We start from the raw sequence: 18,917 nt of genomic DNA, 5'->3' as shown, positions 1-18,917 counted from the left end.
CTCTATCAGATCTTTCCGATCCGATTTCCTCGGTGCTTTCCGGTCCCGGCTTTCCGACTTTCGTCTTCTTTTCCGAGGCCTTCCGGCGTGTTTCCGACTTTATCAGAATCATTTCCGTCGGCCTAATGGACGACTTCGTGATCGAGATAGGGAATCGGGGTGGCTCCGTCGTCATCAGTTTCCGACCGGAGCGAGAGAGAGTCTAACTCGTCGGCCCTGAGCTTGTCCAGCTCCAGGCAACCGTTTGAATCTACCTCCCCACGCCACCCGTGTCAACGGGTTTTGCGGGCGAAGAGGAGGCTAGCAGGTCAGCGGGGTGCTCTGCACATCAGGCCGCGGTGGGGACCTCTGCCGTGCGGTCGGCCTCCGCGACGTCGCCCATGTCGCCGGCGCGGGCCGCCCGCCCGCCCAGGACGTAGACGTACGCGAGGAATGCCAGTTCAGCGACGACGCCGATGGTGATGCGGGCCCAGGTCGGCAGCCCGGAAGGGGTCACGAAGCCTTCGATCAGCCCCGAGACGAAAAGGACCAGGGCGAGCCCGACGGCCATGCCGATCGCCGCGCGGCCCTGCTGGGCCAGGGCGGCGCGACGGGTCATGGGGCCGGGTTCGATGACGGTCCAGCCGAGGCGGAGGCCGGTGCCCGCGGCGACGAACACGGCGGTCAGCTCCAGGAGACCGTGCGGGAGGACCAGGCCGAGGAAGACGTCGAGACGGCCGGCGGACGCCATGAGACCTATGCCGACGCCGAGGTTCAGCATGTTCGCGAAGAGGACCAGCAGCACCGGGATCCCCAGGAAGGCGCCGAGCACCAGGCACACCGCTGCCGCCCGGGCGTTGTTCGTCCACACCTGCGCCGCAAAAGAGGCTGCCGGATGGCTGGAGTAATAGGTCTCGTACTGGCCGCCGGGGCGGGTCATCTCGCGGAGCTCGGCCGGGGCACCCATCGCCGACTGGATCTCCGGGTGCGTCCCGATCCACCAGCCGATGAGGGCCGCGAGGAGGGTCGAGATGATCGCGGTCGGTATCCACCAGTGACGTGAGCGGTAGACCGCGGCCGGGAAGCCCCCGGTCAGGAAGGCGGCCGCGTCGCGCCAGGAGGCGCGGCGGGTACCGGTGACCGTGGCGCGGCCGCGGGCGACGAGCTGGGTGAGCCGGGCCGTGAGCATCGGGTCCGGGGCGCTGGAGCGGATGAGGGAGAGGTGGGTGGCCGTGCGCTGGTACAGCGCGACGAGTTCGTCGGCCTCGGCACCGGTGAGGCTCCGGCCGCGGCGCAGCAGGTGGTCGAGGCGGTCCCACTCGGCTCGGTGGGCGGTGACGAAGACGTCGAGGTCCATGATCGGCTGCTGCTCCAGGCACTGGGTGCGTACGGGTCCGTACTACTGCGGCGCGCTGCGGGTCAGCTTGGCAGACTGGCGTTCGGACGGGGATCGGCAGGCCGACGAAGGGTGGGCGCGGTGAGCGGGGTCGTGACGGGGGATGCCGTCTATCTGGGGCTGCAGCCGGCGCGGCTGCCGAGCCGGGCGCTGGCGCTGCTGCTCGACCTGGTCGTGGTGTGGGCCGGCTACCTGCTGATCAGTGTGGGGATCGCGCTCGCCACGGCCTCGCTGGACGAGGCGGCGGTGATGGCGCTGTCCATCGCGTCCTCCGTGCTCGTCCTGGTCGGGGCGCCGATCGCCGTGGAGACGCTGTCCCACGGGCGGTCGCTCGGGAAGCTGGTGTGCGGGCTGCGGGTGGTGCGGGAGGACGGGGGGCCGATCCGGTTCCGGCACGCGTTGATGCGCGGGGCGATGGGGGTCGTCGAGATCCTCATGACCATGGGCGTCGTCGCCTGCGTCGCCTCGCTGGTGTCCGAGCGGGGGCGGCGGATCGGGGACGTGTTCGCGGGGACGCTGGTCGTGCGGGAGCGGGTGGCGCCCGCCTCCGCGATGGTCGTGCCGCCTCCCCCGCCGTGGCTCGTGGGGCGGTTCGCCGCGCTCGACCTGTCGGCCGTGCCCGACGCCCTGTGGCTGGAGATACGGCAGTACCTGACGCGCATGGGCGGGCTGGATCCCGCGATCGGACAGCGGCTCGCGGAGCGCCTGGCCGACGAGCTGGTGGCCCGGACCGGGACGCCTCCGCCGCCGGGCGTGCCGGCGGCGGCGTATCTCGCGGGTGTCGTGGCCGAGCGGCAGGCGCGGGACGCGCGGCGGGCCTTCGCGCCGGGGGCGGCGCAGGGACCGGTGGGCGTCCCGCCGGCTCCGTCGGGTGTGCCGGCGGCTCCGTCGGGTGTGCCGGCGGCTCCCGCCGCGGCCACTGCTACGCCCGCTTCCTTCGGGGCCGCGCCCCCGGCTGTTTCCGCCACCCCGCCGACTGCTCCCGTACGTCGGCCGGAGCCCGCGGACGGTGAGGGGTCGCGCGCGACCGGGTTCGCTCCTCCGGCATGAGCGACGCGCGCCGCAGATAGCGGTCAGGGGCGGCGTCAGCGGGCGTTCGGCGGGGTTCAGAGGGCGTTCGGCGGGGTGTCGAGCTCTTCGAGTTCGATGCCCGGGGCCGCGAGGACCACGTCGCCGGCGATGTGGACGGTGTGCCGCTCGCCGGTGTCCAGGGCGCTGACCTGGTACTCGTCCACGATCAGCGGGCCGTTGTCAGTGGCGTGCGCTTCACTCTTCACCAGGGCCCAGGACTGGTCGACCGTCAGGGGGGCGAGCACGGGATCCGTGAAGGCGACGAGCCGGACGCGGGTCTCCGGGGAATCGGGGGTGAGCCGCAGGAGTCGGGAGATCGCGACGAGGAACGCCGGGGACGTGCCGGTGAAGGCGTGGGCGCGCACATTGCCTTCGGTGGCATGGGTTCCGGTGGGGTCGGTACGGACCCAGGTGACGCCGTCGAGAGCGGCGCCGCGGACCTGCCAGTCGGCGGCGTGGAGTTCGAGGCGGATGGGGCGGCCCAGGTCGTCGACGGCCAGGTCGACGGAGCCGCTCGGGTCGCCGGAGGGGGTGGTGGTCCGTGCGACGTAGCGCCAGCCGGAGGGGCCGGGCGCGCAGTGGAAGTGCTCTTCGCCGAGGGGGGTGTGATCGTGCGGATCGTAGAGCGAATAGCGGCCGCGGGGCATGGGTCCTCGGGGTGCGTCCTGGGGCGGTAGTCGGGACGGGGCAGGCCCCCGGCACGGGGGTGCGGGGGCCTGCCTGTTCCGCTACGGGTTTCCGTGACGGGCGGGTGCCGGTGTGTGCCGTCACCCGCCGGTCGTGGGATCAGTAGCGGTAGTGGTCCGGCTTGAACGGGCCCTCGACCTTGACACCGATGTACTCGGCCTGCTCCGGGCGGAGGGTCGTCAGCTTGACGCCGAGGGCGTCGAGGTGGAGACGCGCGACCTTCTCGTCGAGGTGCTTGGGCAGCACGTAGACGTCGGTCGGGTACTCCTCCGGCTTCGTGAAGAGCTCGATCTGGGCCAGAGTCTGGTCCGCGAAGGAGTTCGACATCACGAAGGACGGGTGACCCGTGGCGTTGCCCAGGTTCAGCAGACGGCCCTCGGACAGGACGATCAGGACCTTGCCGTCCGGGAAGGTCCAGGTGTGGACCTGCGGCTTGACCTCGTCCTTGACGATGCCCGGGATCTTCGCCAGGCCGGCCATGTCGATCTCGTTGTCGAAGTGGCCGATGTTGCCCACGATCGCCTGGTGCTTCATCTTGGCCATGTCGGCGGCCATGATGATGTCCTTGTTGCCGGTCGTGGTGATGAAGATGTCGGCGGTCTCCACGACGTCATCGAGGGTGGCGACCTGGTAGCCGTCCATCGCCGCCTGCAGCGCGCAGATCGGGTCGATCTCGGTCACGATCACACGGGCGCCCTGGCCACGCAGGGACTCGGCGCAGCCCTTGCCGACGTCGCCGTAACCGAAGACCACGGCCGTCTTGCCGCCGATGAGGACATCGGTGGCGCGGTTGATGCCGTCGATCAGGGAGTGGCGGCAGCCGTACTTGTTGTCGAACTTCGACTTCGTCACGGCGTCGTTCACGTTGATCGCCGGGAAGAGCAGCGTGCCGGCCTGCATCATCTCGTAGAGACGGTGGACACCGGTCGTGGTCTCCTCGGTGACGCCGCGGATCTCCGACGCCAGCTGGGTCCACTTCTGCGGGCTCTCGGCGAGGGTCCGGTTGAGGAGCTGGAGGATGTAGCCGTACTCCTCGCTGTCCGCGGTGGACGGGTCCGGGGCGGAGCCGGCCTTCTCGAACTCGACGCCCTTGTGGACGAGGAGGGTGGCGTCACCACCGTCGTCGAGGATCATGTTCGGGCCGCCGGTCGGGGTGTTCGGCCAGGTCAGCGCCTGCTCCGTGCACCACCAGTACTCCTCCAGGGTCTCGCCCTTCCAGGCGAAGACCGGAACGCCCTGCGGGTTCTCCGGGGTGCCGTTCGGGCCGACGGCGATGGCCGCGGCGGCGTGGTCCTGGGTGGAGAAGATGTTGCAGGAGGCCCAGCGGACCTCGGCGCCGAGGGCGACCAGGGTCTCGATGAGGACGGCGGTCTGCACGGTCATGTGCAGGGAGCCGGTGATACGGGCGCCGGCGAGGGGCTGCGTCTCGGCGTACTCCCGGCGGATCGACATGAGGCCGGGCATCTCGTGCTCGGCGAGGGTGATCTCCTTGCGGCCGAACACGGCCAGGGACAGGTCGGCGACCTTGAAGTCCTGCTTGGCGACAGTCGTCATGACTGGAGCTGCTCCTCGTGGATCGGTTTCGAGGGTCGAGTGGGCACCTGGCACCGCGGCTGTGGGCGACGCGGGCATACGAATGCCCGGGTGCTCCCGCGTGGATTCGCGGTGCAGTCGTCGGAGGCCCTCTCTCCCTCGGCCGGTCCATGCGCGGACCGCCCGACCGCCATCAGCAGCGACGTCTGGCTGGTCACGAATCTACACCGATCGGCGCAGCGGCCCACAGTCCGCCCCGGACCGCGGTCGACCGGATCGGGGGTCGCGGAGGGGTCCGGCACCGGGAACCTGCGGATCCTCGCGCCGTGCTCCCGGCGGCGTGCGGGCCGGTCGTCAGGGGACCCTCCGGCGGCCTCGGCCCCCGCCTATAGGGTGCGGGCCGAGATCGTTTCGGGAGGGACTCAGGGATGAGATCGGGAAGACCGGGGCGGGGCCTGCGGATCTCGGGATGGATCCTGCTCCCACTGGGCGTGCTGATGTCGGTCGGCACCTGGTTGGTGGGGGACGCGTTCTTCGGCGGCCACAGCATCGGCTCGGACGCCATGGAGCCCACGTACCCCCGGGGCGACACCGTCTTCACGAAGAAGATCGACGGCGACGAGGTCCGGCGCGGTGACGTGGTCTTCTACTACCTCCCCGGCCGTTACGCGGACACCGATCTCGTCTTCCAGCGGGTCATCGGGATCGGCGGCGACCGGGTGAAGGGCGACGGGCGCCAGGTGTACGTGAACGGGACACCGCTGCGGGAGGGCTACGTCTCCGCCGCCGACCCCGTGGCCGGCGACGGCAAGGACTACGACGTGAAGGTGCCGGAGGGCCGGCTCTTCGTCATGGGCGACAACCGGGCGGTGTCGCGGGACTCCCGCTTCTTCGTCGACGACGGTCTCGGCGGGACGATTCCCGCGGACGCGGTCCGCGAGCGGGCCCTCGAAGGGAAGGCCGTCCCCGTCCTCACCGCGGTCGTGGGCCTGGCCGGCGGCGTCGTCGTCGCGCTCGCAGGGGCCGGCTGTGCGCTGGCGGGGTGGCTGGTCGGCCGGTCGGCGCGGCGGGCCGCCGATTCACCGCCGCCCCCTCCGTACGTCGTGGCGTGACGGGCGCGGCCGGACGTCGCCGGGTGCCGGGCGCGGCTCGGCGGGGTCTCGGGGTGCGGTGACCGGGTACGGCACGGCGAAGGCCCCGGACCTGGTGATCGGGTCCGGGGCCTTCGCCGTGCGGAAGGGCGGTGGCGCGGTGCGGCGACGTGGCGACGAGCGCCGGGGCGCCGGGCCGCCGGTGTCAGGCCTTGTCCGCCTTCGCCTGGGCCGCCCGCTCGCTGTAGATGTCCGGCTCCAGGTAGATGACCCGGGCGATCGGGACGGCCTCGCGGATGCGGGCCTCGGCCGCGTCGATGGCGGCGGCGACCTCGGCGGCGGTGTCATCGTGCTGCACGGCGATCTTCGCCGCGACGAGCAGCTCCTCCGGGCCCAGGTGGAGGGTGCGCATGTGGATGAGGCGGGTGACGGTGTGACCGTCGACGATCGCCTCCTCGATCTGCTTCACCTGCTCGATGCCGGCGGACTCGCCGAGCAGCAGCGACTTGGTCTCGGCGGCGAGCACGAGGGCGATGACGATGAGCAGGACACCGATGCACAGGGTGCCGATGCCGTCCCAGATGCCGTCGCCGGTCAGCAGGGCCAGGCCGACGCCGCCGAGGGCGAGGACGAGGCCGACGAGGGCGCCGAAGTCCTCCAGGAGGACGACGGGCAGCTCGGGGGCCTTCGCCCGGCGTACGAACTCCTTCCAGGACTGGTTGCCGCGCAGGTGGTTCGACTCCTTGATCGCGGTGCGGAAGGAGAAGCCCTCCGCGATGATCGCGAAGACGAGGACGCCGACCGGCCAGTACCAGGCCTCGATCGGGTGCGGGTGCTTGATCTTCTCGTAGCCCTCGTAGATGGCGAACATGCCACCGACCGAGAAGAGCACGATCGAGACCAGGAAGGCGTAGATGTAGCGCTCGCGGCCGTAGCCGAACGGGTGCTGCGGGGTGGCCGCGCGCTGGGCGCGCTTGCCGCCGAGGAGGAGCAGGCCCTGGTTGCCGGAGTCGGCGAGGGAGTGCACGGACTCCGCGAGCATCGAGGACGAACCGCTGAAGAGGAACGCCACGAACTTGGCTACGGCGATCGCGAGATTGGCGGCCAGTGCCGCCACGATCGCCTTGGTTCCGCCTGACGCGCTCATGGGTGTGTCTGTTCCCTTCGTCGATGCTCCGGCCCTGACGACGGCAGCATATTGCCGTTCCTTTGCCGTCGTTCGGCCGGTCATTCTCGCATCAGGCGACGACGGTGGCGCGAAAGACCGTTCCCGTACCGGACAGTTCGGCCTTTTCGCCCGCCGGTACGAACACGGACTCGCCGGGTGCGAGGGTCTCGCCGCCCACTCCGGGGCGGCCGCCGGCGGCGAGCAGGATCTGTGGCGTGGGGGCGGTGACGTCGGTCGGGGCGGCGCCCTCGGCCCGGACGAAGCGGGACAGCCGGAACTCGTCGATCGGGGTGTCGTAGACCTCCTCGCCCGTCGGGGAGGCCTCGGGGCGGAGCACGCCCGGGTCCATCGGTTCGAAGCGGACGACACGCAGCAGTTCGGGGACGTCGACGTGCTTGGGGGTGAGTCCGCAGCGCAGCACGTTGTCGGAGTTGGCCATGATCTCGACGCCGAGGCCGTCGAGGTATGCGTGCGGGACGCCGGCGCCCAGGAAGAGCGCCTCGCCCGGCTGCAGCGTGACCGGGTTGAGCAGCATGGCGGCGAGTACGCCCGGGTCGCTGGGGTAGTGGTGGGCGAGCTGGGCGTACGGGGCGTGGGCGCCGCCCAGCCGGGCGGCGGCGTGCGCCGCCTCGGCGACGGTGCGCGCCATCTCCGTGCGGTCGGCGGTGAGCAGCGCGGTCAGGACCTCGCGCAGGGCGGCCTCTTCGGGGTGCGCGTGAAGCAGGTCGACGTACGGCTTGAGCGAGTCCACGCCGAGCGCGGCCATCGTGTCGGCGGCCTCGACGGGGTCGCGGAAGCCGCACAGGCCGTGGAACGGAGTGAGCGCGCAGATCAGTTCGGGCTTGTGGTTGGCGTCCTTGTAATTGCGCCGCGGGTCGTCGAGCGGGAGGCCCGCGGCCTCCTCGGCGGCGAACCCGGCACGCGCCTGGTCCAGGTCGGGGTGGACCTGGAGGGAGAGCGGAGCGCCGGCGGCGAGCAGCTTGAACAGGAAGGGCAGACCGGGGCCGAACTTGTCGACGGTGGCCGCGCCGAGTTCGCGTACGGGATCGGCGGCGACGACCTCGTCGAGGGGGCCGCGGGCGGTACGGGACGGGGCTCCGGGGTGGGCGCCCATCCACATCTCGGCCTGGGGCTCGCCGGTGGGGGCGACGCCGAGCAGCTCCGGGATGGCCGTCGTGGATCCCCAGGCGTAGGGGCGGACGGTGTTGACGAGGCGGTCCATGGGGCTTCCAGCTCTTTTCAGTGCGGTGGGTGCGGTGATGGACGTGGGGGCGTCTGGGCGTCAGGGGGTGGGCTTCCGCGTCGGCGTCGGGGGGCCCGTTCGGCGGTGGGGAGCGAGGGGCTTCGGACGGGGGTTTCAGGGCGCTGAAGCCCGGTGGACCGGGGCTCCGGGTGGGCCGTGGGTCCGGGAGGGCCGTGGGTCCGGGAGGGGCCTTCGGGAGGGCTCGTGGCAAGCCTCGTCGGGGGACTAGTGGTGGTGGCGGGGGCCTGGTGAGCTGCGAGGCCGGCGGTGGTCGGCGGGCTCCCGGTGGCTAGTCGGCCGGTCGGGCGGCGGTGGCCAGCGCCAGGTACACGGCGGCGAAGTCGGTGACGGCGATGAGCTCGGCCAGGTTCTCCAGCGCCGTGCCCTCCTCCGGTTCCAGCTCGCTGATGGCCGTGCCGTGGCCGAGGGCGAGTTCGCGGGCGGACGGGGCGGCGCTGAGGGCGTTGCCCTCGGCCGGGCGGTCGCGGAGGAGGACGACGCGGGCGCGCAGCGCCTGCTGCTCCTCGACGCGGTCGCGGAAGAAGTCGTCGGGGTCGGCACCGGCCGCGTAGTCCCCGGCGAGGAGCATGCCGTGCGCGGGCAGCGCCTCCGGGAGCTCGGCCGCGAGCGCGGGCAGCCCGGCCAGCTCGGCGAGGACGGCGGCGAAGCGGCGGCCGGCCGGGCCGGCCGCCTCGCCCTCGGTCCACACGAGCGGCAGGGTGTCGGCGAGCTCGGCGGCGAGGGTCTTGGCCGGGTTGCTGTACGTGGCGATGGCCGGGCCGCAGCGTTCCGCCGTGTGGTCCAGGCGGTCGGCGACCTGCTCCAGCGCCTCCGGCGGGGCCTCGATCAGGCCGACGCGGTCCAGGAGGGCGAGCAGCGGCGTGAACAGCGCCCACAGGGCGCCGGGGCTCGCGGCGAGGGTCTCCTCGTACTCCTCGGCCGTCTCGTGCGGGGCCATGGCCATCGGCACGAGCAGGCCGTGGGCGCCGCCGACAGCCTCGGTGAGCGGGGAGTCCTTCGGGGCGACGCCGACGACGGTGACGCCGCGGCGGTACGCCTGCTGGGCGAGGAGCGCGAGGCCCGGCTCGGAGCCGTCCGTCGTCGGGATCAGCAGCAGGTCCACCGAACCGGCCCAGCCCGGCAGCGCCCAGCGGAGCGCGCCCGCGGCGGGGGCGACGCCGGTGGGCTGGAGGCGGATCACCGGGGAGGACGCGCCCGCGAGGGCGCCGACCAGGTCGGCGACGGCGGCGGCTGCGGTGCCGGGGCCGGCGACGAGGACGGCGCGGGGGCGCCCGTCGGGGCGGAGCTCCGCGATGCCGGCCTCGGCGGCGTGCCGGGCGGCGGTCCGTACCCGGGCCCCTGCTTCGGCCGCGCCGCGGAGCAGACCGCGGTGGTCGGCGAGGGCGAGGGCGTCCGGTGCGTCGAGGAGCGTCTCGTCGAGCATGTGGCGGGCCTCCGGTCGTCGGAGCGGGGCCGGCCGTCGCGGGCCGGCGGGGTCATCCTCCCAGGGGGCTCCCCCTGGGTCCGGCTACTCGGGGCGGCGTGCCTCGTCGACCAGCAGGACCGGGATGCCGTCGCGGACCGGGTAGGCGAGCCCGCAGTCGGCGGAGGTGCAGACGAGCTCCGGGGTGTCGTCCGCCGAGCGGTCGTTCAGCGGGGCGTGACAGGCCGGGCAGGCCAGGATCTCCAGGAGGCCGGCTTCGAGCGGCATGGGCGGTCCCTTCGGACGGTGCGGGCGGCGGCGGTCCGTACGTGCGGGCGGGCGTCGGTCGGGCGGGCAGCCGTCTCGTCCTCCCGTCGCGTACGGACGGTCTCGGGCCAGGTCAGCCTACCGCCGGGGCGCGGGCGACGCGCCCGGCGTGCGGCGGGGTCGGGGGTTACGTTGCGGGGCGTGCGTGGCGGGGGGTGGACGGGCGGGACAACGGGGGGCGGCGGGGGCGTGACGTGGGTGGGGCGGCGGAGCGGGCGGGCGCGGCGCCTCGGCGGGCGCGGGCCCTGGGCGGGGCCCGGCGCGGGCGGGCGCGGCGCCCCCGACGAGCGCGAGCCCTCGGCGGGACCCGGCACGGCGCCCACGGCAGGCGCGAGTCGCGGCAGGGCCCGGCACCGGCCTCGGGCGGGGCCTGGCGGTTATGGGCGCCTGACCGCGAGGCGGGCGCCCGGCCGCGCTCCGGGATGACGGCCCTGGGAGCGCGGCGTCCGTGGTGGGGAGACGTGCGGGGAGCCTGGGCCCGGCAAGGGCTGACGTCCCGTGTGCCCACCCGTCCCGCCCTGCGGGACGATTGCCCACACGGAGGACTGCGAGCGGCCGACCAGCGGTGTACGGGCTCACGGAGTGGGGCGGCGCCGCGCGCCCCGTGGGGGGCGGGCGGGGGCCGCGGGTCGGAGGCCCGAGCGCCGATCAGCGGCGTACGGGTCAACACAGACTGGGCCTCGTGCCCGCCCGCCCGGTGGAGCGCGGGCGGGGGCCCGAGCGGCCGACCAGCCGGGTGCGTGCCCCACGGAGTGGAAGCGGTACCGCCCGCCCCGCAGGGGGCGGGGCGCAGGTCGGGGCCAGAGTGGCCGACCAGCGGGGTACGTCCCTCACGGAGTGGGAGCGGTGCCGCCCCGCGCCCCGTAGGGGGCGCGGGGCGGGGCCGAGGGGCGGTCTGGGGGTCAGGCGCGGATCAGGGTCAGGACCTCGTCGCGGAGGGTCTGCATCGTTTCCGGGTCGCGGGCTTCCACGTTCAGGCGGAGGAGGGGCTCCGTGTTGGAGGCGCGGAGGTTGAACCACCAGTCGGCGGACGTGACCGTCAGGCCGTCGAGGGTGTCGAGGGTGACGCCCTCGCGGGACTCGTAGGCGGACTTCACCGCGGCCAGGCGGGCGTTCTGGTCCGCGACCGTGGAGTTGATCTCGCCGGACGAGGCGTAGCGGTCGTACGAGGCCACCAGCGCGGACAGCGGGCCGTCCTGGCCACCGAGGGCCGCGAGGACGTGGAGCGCGGCGAGCATGCCGGTGTCGGCGTTCCAGAAGTCCTTGAAGTAGTAGTGCGCGGAGTGCTCGCCGCCGAAGATCGCGCCGGTCTTCGCCATCTCCTCCTTGATGAAGGAGTGGCCCACGCGGGTGCGGACGGGCGTGCCGCCGTTCTCGCGGACGACCTCCGGGACGGACCAGGAGGTGATCAGGTTGTGGATGACCGTGCCGCCGGGCGTCTTCGCCAGTTCGCGGGCCGCGACCAGGGCCGTGACCGCGGACGGGGAGACCGGGTCGCCGTTCTCGTCGACGACGAAGCAGCGGTCGGCGTCGCCGTCGAAGGCGAGCCCCAGGTCGGCGCCCTCGGCGCGGACGCGCGCCTGGAGGTCGACGATGTTCTTCGGGTCGAGCGGGTTGGCCTCGTGGTTCGGGAAGGTGCCGTCCAGCTCGAAGAACATCGGGACGACGTCCAGCGGCAGACCCTCGAAGACGGTCGGGACGGTGTGGCCGCCCATGCCGTTGCCCGCGTCCACGACGACCTTCAGCGGACGGATCGCCGTCAGGTCGACCAGGGAGAGCAGGTGGGCCGCGTAGTCCTTCAGCGTCTCGCGCTCCGTCACCCGGCCCGGCGTCGCCGCCGCCTCCGGGGCGCCCTCCTCCGTCCAGCGCTCGACGAGCTCGCGGATCTGGGAGAGGCCGGTGTCCTGGCCGACCGGGGCGGCGCCCGCGCGGCACATCTTGATGCCGTTGTACTGGGCCGGGTTGTGCGAGGCGGTGAACATCGCGCCGGGCAGGCCGAGCGCGCCGGAGGCGTAGTAGAGCTGGTCGGTCGAGCACAGACCGATCAGCGTCACGTCGGCGCCGAGGCGGGCCGCGCCGCGGGCGAACGCGGCGGACAGGCCCGGCGAGGAGGGGCGCATGTCGTGGCCGATGACGATCGCGTCGGCGTCCACGACCCGTACGAAGGCGGCGCCGAACAGCTCGGCGAGCGCCTCGTCCCACTGATCCGGCACCACCCCGCGGACGTCGTACGCCTTCACGATCTGCGACAGATCAGCAGTCACGGATCAATCCTCCTGAGGTCCCTGAAGTCTCGGCTGCGGGTACGCACGGCTGCGGCGCGCGTACGGAACGTCCAAACTACCCGGGATGGGGTCTTGATCAGTTTTCGGGGGAGCGGAGGACCCGGAGGTGTCCCCGGCGTCCGACCTCCATCGGGTCGCCGCCGCGGCCGCCCTTGCCGCCGGCCTCGGCCGCGCGCTCCTGGGGGCGGGCCGCCTCCCGTACCGCGTTGGCCAGGGCTTCGAGGTCGTCGCCGCTGGGGCGCGCGGGGGCGCTGCCGTCGGAGAGCCGCACGACCTCCCAGCCGCGCGGGGCGGTCAGACGCTCGCTGTGCTCGGCGCACAGGTCGTAGCAGTGGGGCTCGGCGTAGGTGGCGAGCGGGCCGAGGACCGCAGTCGAGTCGGCATAGACGTACGTCAGTGTCGCGACGGCAGGGCGGCCGCACGCGGTGCGCGAACAGCGACGTACAGGGCTCACGACGTTGGACGGTACCGCACTCTTGAGCGGGCCGCGACGACTCTCCCCCAGGTCACTCCACCGTGTCGCGGTGTGACGTCCGCCACGGGCCGGGGCGGGTCGCCCGTTCTGACCTGCGGGAGCGGTGTGGCACGGGGGCCGGGGCGGTACGCGATCCGGACAACGGGAGAGAGAAATCCGGTCAACGACCGCCAGATGGCCGATCCCCGCGCCCCCGGAATTCGAGCCCTTGCTTGGCCGGAACGCTCAACTTCCGACAACCGGGGCGGCCGTACGCCTCCCCCGGCGACTTCCCCGACCGGTCCCGGACCACCGGAGAGAGTTACGCTGCGTCAGTGACCGACACCACCGACAGCATGGACACTCCCGCGCCGCGCGTGCGGCGGCGCGACCGGCACGGCCGGGGCATGCGGGGGCCGGTCGCCCCACCGCAGGTCCCGCTGTCCGCGAGCCGGGCGGACACCTTTCGCGACCTGGTGCTGGACTCGGTGGAGCGGCTGGAGCGGCGCTGGCCGCAGCTGGCGGACGTGGAGTTCCTGGTGATGGAGGTCCCGCCGACGGTGGCGGGCGAACCGGTCGTACCGCTGGGCGGCTCGACCCCGGCGGAGAAGAACGAGCCGGCCCGCGTGGTGGTCTACCGCCGGCCCGTCGAGATCCGGTCGAAGAGCCGTGACGAGCGCGCGCTCCTGGTCCACGAGGTCGTCGTGGAGCAGGTCGCGGACCTCCTCGGCCTCTCCCCCGAGTCCGTCGACCCGCGCTACGGGCAGGACTGACCGGCACCGCATCACCACCCGTACGGGGGGACGCGCCACCCGTACGGGGAGGTCCGGCCGTCTCCCCGGGGCCCCCGCACGGCCGCCCCGGCCGGGTGGCCGAGGGGACCGGATAGCCGGGCGGCCCGGGCGGCTCAGTCGTCCAGGACCGAGAGGTCCTGGCGCGCCTTCGGGACCTCCACCGTGCCCCGGTCGTCCGAGACGGTCTGGACCGTGAACATCGGGACGCCGTCCTGCGGCAGTTCCAGCATCCGCGCGGCGTGCACGGGGCCGCCCGACAGGTGCTCGACGGTCAGCGCGTAGGAGCCCTTCAGGCCGCCGGGGACCGGTGCGGGGAGGGAGACCGTCGTGCCTGCCTTCACGGTGACGGTCTTGGTGACCTGGGTGCCGCCCTGCGAGCCGGCCGAGGCCGTGATCCGCACCTCGGCGGTGGCGCCGGGCGCGGTCAGGCTGAGCGTGGAGCCCTTGGCGCGGTTGTCGGCGACGGTGCCGCGGCCCTCGACGGCGGCGGTCGCGGGGATGAACGCGACCTCCTGCTGGTCGCCCTTGCCCCGAACCACCCGCAGCGCGGCCACGACCGGCGTGGCCTTCTTCGGGTCCGCCGGGGTCAGGAGCAGCGATCCGGGCTCCCCGCGGGTGAGCTCGGGCAGGTCGACGGCGGCCGACATGCCGGACTTCACGTGCAGGGCGCCGGCGCTGGCCGGGACGATCGTGCCGGTCGGGGTGACCAGCTGGATCTTCAGGTCGGCGTCGGCGTCGCCGGGCGCGAAGGCCACGAGCCGTACGGAGGTGGCGTCGGCCGGGATGCCGGGCAGGACGGCGGTGCCGGCCGCGTCGGCGGAGGCCGGCAGCCAGTCGCTGCCCAGCTTCTCGTCGGCCGAGCCGACCACGGCGCCGACGCGGCCGCTGCGGGTGGTGACGTGGACGGTGACGTCCTGCTGGGCGGGGTCGGTGGTGAGGGTGGAGAGCAGGACCCGTGCGGTCGAGTGGGCGGGGACCGGGATGCCCTCGGTGATCTGGGTCTTGAGCGCGCCCGCGGGGCCGTAGAGCTCGATGTCGGCGACGGCGGCGGTGTCGTCCGGGTTGGTGAGGTGGACGTAGTCCTGGCGCTGCTTGGCGGTGGACGCGGCCGGGAACCAGAAGTCGGTGTCCGGGGCGGAGCAGCTGAGGCCGAGCAGGCCGCGCGCGCCGCCGGCCGGGACGACGGTGGTCTGCTGGACGGTCCAGCCGGGTGCGAGGGCGCCGTTGGCCGAGCCGGCCAGGGCGGGTGCGGTGGGTCCGTCCGCCTCGGCGGTGACGGGGCTGCCGGGCTGGGTGACGGTCGCGGGCGCCTTGGGCGGCTTGGTGTTCTTGGGCGGGGTCTCGCCGGGGGCGACGGCCGCGGCGGCGGGCGTCAGCTCGGCCTTCGCGTCGCCGCGGGACTCGCCGCCGGCCTTCGCCGCGCCCTGCGCGGGCGCCCCCTTCGGGGTGAAGGAGGTGTAGGCGGTCTCGGCGAGCTCCGAGGTGCTGGGCGCCGGGCAGAGCAGGCTGGAGCGCTCGACCGGGAGCGGCTGGGCGGCCTCGGTGGTCCGCGGCGGGGTGCCGTCGGGGGCGGTCAGGGCGGCGACGCCGGTAACGGCGGCGAGCGTGGTGGCGACCGCGATCAGGGAGAGGGTCGTGCGCTTCACTTGTTGCTGCTCCCGTCGGGACGCTGCTGCTGCTGCTCGTAGCCGTACGGGTCGTAGGTCTGCTGCCCGTACCCGTTGCCGTCGGCGTCGTAGCCGTTGGCGTCGTAGCCGTTGCCTTCGTAGGCGTTCGCGTCGTAGCCGTTCTGCTGGGTGTTCGCCTCGTAGGCGTTCTGCTGGGCGTTCGCGTCGTAGGCGTTCTGCTGGGCGTACGGGTCGTACTGCTGCTGCGCGTACTGCTGGGGGTCGTACTGCTGCTGCTGCGCGTACGGGTCGTACGCGTACTGCTCCTGGTAGTAGCCCTGCTGCTGGTCGGCGTACTGGCCGTCCCACGCGGGCTGCTGCTCGTACGCGGGCTGTTCCGGCACGGGTACGGGGACCGGCTCGGCGGCCTCCCGGGCCTCGGGCTCCGTCTCGGTCTGCTCGGCAGCGGCCTCCGCCTCGGCGGCGGCGCGCAGCCGGCGGGCGCGGCGGCCGTCGCCCTCCATGGCCTGGGCGGGGATGGCGACCTCCTCGTCGGGCAGGTCGTCGTCGATGTCGCGGCGGCGGCCGGGCAGGGCGAGGACGAGCAGGACGACGCCGAGGAAGACCTGGGTCCAGATCCACACCGTGTGGGTGAAGGGCTCCTCGAAGCTGAGGTCCAGGCGGCCGGCCTCGGCGGGCAGGGTGAAGCCCTGGGCCCAGCCGTCGACGGTCGTCGGTTCGAGCTTCTTGCCGTCGAGGGTGGCGGTCCAGCCGGCGTCGGCGCGGTCGGCGAGGCGCAGGACGCGCCCGGCGGGTCCGGCCGGGACGTCGGTGTGGGCCTCGACGGGACCGGCGGCGACGGTGACCGGCCTGCCGTCCGCGGTGGCCGCGGTGTTCTTGCCGGCGCCCGCCACGATCGTGATGCGGGCGACCTCGCGGTCGACCCGCCACAGCGCGCTGCCGTCGAGCTGGCTGAGCCGGGAGAGGCCCGGGGTGGAGTCCAGGACGCGGCCCATCGAGCGCGGGGCGCCGTCCCGGACGAGGATGTAGCGGATCGCGAAGCCGCTGAGCTCCTGGGTCTGGTCTGCGCCGGAGCCGGCCACGAGGTGGGCGACGACCTGGTCGAGGCGGGGATCGCTGCCGCCGGTGAGGGCGAGTTCGGCGTCGCCGAGGCGCCCGCCGGAGCCGCGGACCAGGGTGTAGGAGACCTCGCCGGGCGAGCTGCCGCCGAGGACGAGGGTGCGGGCCTGGTCGCGGGTTCCGCTCTCCTCGGCGACGAAGGCGGGGACCTGGACCGGGTCGCGGCGGGTGAGCGGGCCGTCGGCGCCGCCGATCATCCAGCCGGCCGCGGCGACGACCGGGCCGAGGGCGCAGGCGAGCGCGACGAGCGCGGCGACCGGCTGGCGCCAGCCGAAGCCGTGGGCGGCGACGCGGGTGCGCCCGCCCTCGGCGCCGATCATGCCGGCGGCGACCAGGGCGGCGCCGTAGACGAGGGTGGCGGGGCCGGCCCAGCCGGTGCCTCCGGCGCCGTTGGTGAGGACGGCGAAGAGGAGTCCGCCGAGGGCGGCGGCCCAGGCGGCGCGGACGGCGACGACGCGCTCCTCGCGCAGCAGGCCGGCGAGTCCGGCGAGCACGAGGCCGACGAGCACGATCCCGCCGGTGGCGCCGGGGCCGCCGGGGCTGGTCCCGAGCAGGTCGAGGGCGGAGGCGGTGCCCGTGCGGATGTCGAGCCCGGCCTCGCGCAGCAGCGTGGACGGGCTGGTCAGCAGGGACAGCGACCAGGGCGCCAGGACGAGCAGCGGGGTGCCGACGGCGGCGAGGAAGCGCAGCCCGTAGGCGGTGATGTCGGCGCGGCGCAGCACGAGCACGCCGAGGCCGAGGACGACGGCGAGCGGCCAGACGACCGGCGTGAACGCCGTCGCGAAGGTCAGGAGGAAGGTGTACGCCCAGGTGGCGCGCCAGCTGCCGCGTTCGCCGGCGGGCCGGTCGAGGCCGTGGGCGGCGACGGCGGCGCGGGCCATCAGCGGCAGCAGGATCGCGAGGACGGCGGTGCCGAGCCGGCCGGTGGCGAGGGCGCCGGTGGCGGCGGGCAGGAAGGCGTACGCGATGGCGGCCCAGGCGCGCAGGAGGCGGGACTCGACGATGCCCCGCGAGGCGAAGTACGCGGTGAGGCCGGCCAGCGGGACCGAGCAGACGAGCAGGAGGGTCAGCGCGAAGGACGTCGAGCCGAGGAAGAGCGCGGAGAGCGCGGCCAGGACGGCGAGGTAGGGCGGGGCGGTCTGGGTGCCGCCGCTGCCGATGGCGTGCCAGCCGTCGGCGTACCGCGACCAGAGCTCGGAGACGGTGTCGGGGGCGGGCAGCAGGGCGCCGCCGGCGAGGGAGCCGCCGCCGAAGAGGTTGCGGCAGGCGACGACGGAGACGAGGAGGAGGAGGGCGAAGAGGACGGGCCCGGGCTTACGGGCGATCTTCTTCAGGCGCGCGAACTGCTCGATCTCCAGGTAGTCGGCGTCGTCGCCGCCGGGGCCGGACTCGACGGCGCCGTGCCGGGAGCCGGTGTCGGCGTCGGAGCCGCCGAAGTGGGAGGCGAACTGTTCCGCGGCGGCGCGGACGGTGGCGCCGGGCGGGGGGAAGAGCGGGCGGAGTTCACTCGCGGGCACGGCCGGGTTCCTGCGCCGCTTGCGGGCCGCGAGGATCTTCTCGGGACGCAGCAGAGTGGCGAGCAGTCCCATGATCTCGTCGACGGCCTGGCCGGGCGCCTTGCCGACGAGGTAGCCGAGGGTGCGCAGGACGGTGCCGACGAGGAGCCGGAGGAAGACGTAGGGCAGCGCGCGGCCGGGGGTGTTGGCGAGCAGCGTGTAGACGGCGCCGGCCTTGTCCACGCGGTGCGGGTTGGCTGCGGAGCGGCCGGCGCAGTCGACGGTGCGGCGCTCGCGGGCGGAGGCCTCGGCGTGGCGCAGCACGGCGTCGGGGGCGACGAGGACGCGGTGGCCGGCGGCGTGGGCGCGCCAGCACAGGTCGACGTCGTCGCGCATGAGGGGCAGCCGGCGGTCGAAGCCGCCGAGTTCCTCGAAGACGTCGCGGCGGACGAGCATGCCGGCGCTGGAGACGGAGAGGACGGAGCGGATCTGGTCGTGCTGTCCCTGGTCCTGCTCGCGGCGGTCGAGTCCGGTCCAGCGGCGGCCGCTGCGGGCGACGGAGACGCCGGCTTCGAGGAGTTGCTTGCGGTCGTACCAGCCGCGCAGCTTGGGGCCGATGACGGCGGCGTACGCGTCGGAGTCGGCGACGCGCAGGAGTTCGGCGAGCGCGCCGGGCTCGGGGGCGCAGTCGTCGTGGAGCAGCCAGAGCCACTGGACGGGCTCGCCGTGCGGGAGTTCGGGCAGGTCGTAGTTCTCGTCCTGCCAGGTGCGGGTGACCGGGTCCCAGCCGCTGGGGCGCTTCAGGTACGGGAGTTCCTCGGGGCCGAGGACGGGCGCGGTGCGCACGGCCTCCTCGACGGCGGCGCCGAATCCGGTGCGGCGGGCGAGGTGGAGGACGTGGTCGGGCCCTATCGCGTCGGCGAGCAGCCGCGCGGAGTCGTCGGCACTGCCGGTGTCGGCGGCGACCGCGTTCTGTACGGGGCGCTCCTGGGCGAGCAGCCCGGCGAGGGCGTCCGGCAGCCAGCGGGCGCCGTCGTGGGCGACGAGCACGGCGGTGACGACGTGTCGCGGAAACTCAGGAGTTGAGGACATCGAGCTACGGGCCCTCCGGCCGGGGGGGGCGCCCCGCGAGGGGGCGTGGGAGCGTCTCGGACGGAGGCCCACACTAACGGCAGACACGGAGGGGCGGCGCGCAGCGCCTCGATGAGCGGCGGTGACCGGGG

Annotated in this window: 15 protein-coding genes; 4 read left to right on the top strand and 11 right to left on the bottom strand. The window is 74.0% G+C overall.

Features of this window, described 5'->3' with window-relative positions:
* A partial coding sequence (locus tag ACIRQF_RS37905; protein WP_404099564.1) for a hypothetical protein occupies positions 1-206 on the top strand: 206 nt, incomplete at its 5' end.
* Positions 207-328: 122 nt separating this feature from the next.
* Here the strand turns inward: ACIRQF_RS37905 and ACIRQF_RS37900 are convergent.
* Positions 329-1,336 carry a stage II sporulation protein M gene (locus ACIRQF_RS37900; protein WP_389759829.1) on the bottom strand — a complete coding sequence of 336 codons (1,008 nt, stop codon included), beginning with the start codon at positions 1,334-1,336 and terminating at the stop codon, positions 329-331.
* Positions 1,337-1,456: 120 nt separating this feature from the next.
* Between ACIRQF_RS37900 and ACIRQF_RS37895 the strand changes: the two genes are divergently transcribed.
* On the top strand, positions 1,457-2,425 hold the full coding sequence (locus tag ACIRQF_RS37895; RefSeq protein ID WP_404099561.1) for an RDD family protein: 969 nt from the start codon (positions 1,457-1,459) through the stop codon (positions 2,423-2,425).
* Positions 2,426-2,481: 56 nt separating this feature from the next.
* Here ACIRQF_RS37895 and ACIRQF_RS37890 read toward each other — a convergent pair whose 3' ends face one another.
* Positions 2,482-3,093, bottom strand: coding sequence for a hypothetical protein (locus ACIRQF_RS37890; RefSeq protein ID WP_382487811.1), 612 nt, complete (start codon positions 3,091-3,093; stop codon positions 2,482-2,484).
* Between the two features lie 139 nt (positions 3,094-3,232).
* Positions 3,233-4,687: an adenosylhomocysteinase gene (gene ahcY / locus ACIRQF_RS37885; RefSeq protein ID WP_376638721.1), complete on the bottom strand. Its 1,455-nt coding sequence runs from the start codon at positions 4,685-4,687 to the stop codon at positions 3,233-3,235.
* A gap of 407 nt (positions 4,688-5,094) precedes the next feature.
* Between ahcY and lepB the strand changes: the two genes are divergently transcribed.
* A complete protein-coding gene (lepB, locus tag ACIRQF_RS37880) occupies positions 5,095-5,778 on the top strand; it encodes a signal peptidase I (RefSeq protein ID WP_404099557.1) in 684 nt (227 codons plus the stop codon).
* A 184-nt stretch (positions 5,779-5,962) separates the two neighbouring features.
* On the opposite strand, the gene ACIRQF_RS37875 is transcribed toward lepB, so the two are convergent.
* From ACIRQF_RS37875 to ACIRQF_RS37850, 6 genes are all read right to left on the bottom strand, one after another.
* Positions 5,963-6,904, bottom strand: coding sequence for a cation diffusion facilitator family transporter (locus tag ACIRQF_RS37875; RefSeq protein WP_376638719.1), 942 nt, complete (start codon positions 6,902-6,904; stop codon positions 5,963-5,965).
* A gap of 91 nt (positions 6,905-6,995) precedes the next feature.
* Positions 6,996-8,147, bottom strand: coding sequence for a mannose-6-phosphate isomerase, class I (manA, locus tag ACIRQF_RS37870; RefSeq protein ID WP_382487815.1), 1,152 nt, complete (start codon positions 8,145-8,147; stop codon positions 6,996-6,998).
* 310 nt (positions 8,148-8,457) lie between these two features.
* Positions 8,458-9,612 carry an SIS domain-containing protein gene (locus ACIRQF_RS37865; protein ID WP_382487817.1) on the bottom strand — a complete coding sequence of 385 codons (1,155 nt, stop codon included), beginning with the start codon at positions 9,610-9,612 and terminating at the stop codon, positions 8,458-8,460.
* An 84-nt stretch (positions 9,613-9,696) separates the two neighbouring features.
* Positions 9,697-9,879 carry a Trm112 family protein gene (locus ACIRQF_RS37860; RefSeq protein WP_382487820.1) on the bottom strand — a complete coding sequence of 61 codons (183 nt, stop codon included), beginning with the start codon at positions 9,877-9,879 and terminating at the stop codon, positions 9,697-9,699.
* A 941-nt stretch (positions 9,880-10,820) separates the two neighbouring features.
* Positions 10,821-12,182 carry a phosphomannomutase/phosphoglucomutase gene (locus tag ACIRQF_RS37855; protein ID WP_382487503.1) on the bottom strand — a complete coding sequence of 454 codons (1,362 nt, stop codon included), beginning with the start codon at positions 12,180-12,182 and terminating at the stop codon, positions 10,821-10,823.
* A 97-nt stretch (positions 12,183-12,279) separates the two neighbouring features.
* Positions 12,280-12,708, bottom strand: a complete 429-nt coding sequence (locus ACIRQF_RS37850; RefSeq protein WP_376638599.1) for a DUF3499 domain-containing protein — start codon at positions 12,706-12,708, stop codon at positions 12,280-12,282.
* Between the two features lie 305 nt (positions 12,709-13,013).
* Here ACIRQF_RS37850 and ACIRQF_RS37845 point away from each other — a divergent pair, with 305 nt between their 5' ends.
* Positions 13,014-13,430 (top strand): metallopeptidase family protein, encoded by a 417-nt coding sequence (locus ACIRQF_RS37845; RefSeq protein ID WP_382487520.1) that lies wholly within the window; start codon positions 13,014-13,016, stop codon positions 13,428-13,430.
* Positions 13,431-13,564: 134 nt separating this feature from the next.
* On the opposite strand, the gene ACIRQF_RS37840 is transcribed toward ACIRQF_RS37845, so the two are convergent.
* Together ACIRQF_RS37840 and ACIRQF_RS37835 are read right to left on the bottom strand one after the other, a co-directional pair.
* Positions 13,565-15,097 carry a DUF5719 family protein gene (locus tag ACIRQF_RS37840; protein ID WP_404099553.1) on the bottom strand — a complete coding sequence of 511 codons (1,533 nt, stop codon included), beginning with the start codon at positions 15,095-15,097 and terminating at the stop codon, positions 13,565-13,567.
* A complete protein-coding gene (locus ACIRQF_RS37835; RefSeq protein WP_404099551.1) occupies positions 15,094-18,786 on the bottom strand; it encodes a glycosyltransferase in 3,693 nt (1,230 codons plus the stop codon). The genes ACIRQF_RS37840 and ACIRQF_RS37835 overlap by 4 nt, the downstream gene beginning before the upstream one ends.
* Positions 18,787-18,917: the final 131 nt, after the last annotated feature.

The sequence above is a fragment of the Streptomyces sp. NPDC101191 genome (genome assembly GCF_044767915.1).
Classification (GTDB): domain Bacteria; phylum Actinomycetota; class Actinomycetes; order Streptomycetales; family Streptomycetaceae; genus Streptomyces.
The sequence above is the reverse complement of the archived record's forward strand: the minus strand, read 5'-3'. Positions and strand labels throughout refer to the sequence as shown.

Bases quoted from the DNA above. Each gene is read 5' to 3' on its own strand.
- ACIRQF_RS37900 (WP_389759829.1), bottom strand. From the start codon at position 1,336: ATGGACCTCGACGTCTTCGTCACCGCCCACCGAGCCGAGTGGGACCGC.
- ACIRQF_RS37890 (WP_382487811.1), bottom strand. From the start codon at position 3,093: ATGCCCCGCGGCCGCTATTCGCTCTACGATCCGCACGATCACACCCCC.
- ahcY (WP_376638721.1), bottom strand. From the start codon at position 4,687: ATGACGACTGTCGCCAAGCAGGACTTCAAGGTCGCCGACCTGTCCCTG.
- lepB (WP_404099557.1), top strand. From the start codon at position 5,095: ATGAGATCGGGAAGACCGGGGCGGGGCCTGCGGATCTCGGGATGGATC.
- ACIRQF_RS37875 (WP_376638719.1), bottom strand. From the start codon at position 6,904: ATGAGCGCGTCAGGCGGAACCAAGGCGATCGTGGCGGCACTGGCCGCC.
- manA (WP_382487815.1), bottom strand. From the start codon at position 8,147: ATGGACCGCCTCGTCAACACCGTCCGCCCCTACGCCTGGGGATCCACG.
- ACIRQF_RS37865 (WP_382487817.1), bottom strand. From the start codon at position 9,612: ATGCTCGACGAGACGCTCCTCGACGCACCGGACGCCCTCGCCCTCGCC.
- ACIRQF_RS37860 (WP_382487820.1), bottom strand. From the start codon at position 9,879: ATGCCGCTCGAAGCCGGCCTCCTGGAGATCCTGGCCTGCCCGGCCTGT.
- ACIRQF_RS37845 (WP_382487520.1), top strand. From the start codon at position 13,014: ATGGACACTCCCGCGCCGCGCGTGCGGCGGCGCGACCGGCACGGCCGG.
- ACIRQF_RS37835 (WP_404099551.1), bottom strand. From the start codon at position 18,786: ATGTCCTCAACTCCTGAGTTTCCGCGACACGTCGTCACCGCCGTGCTC.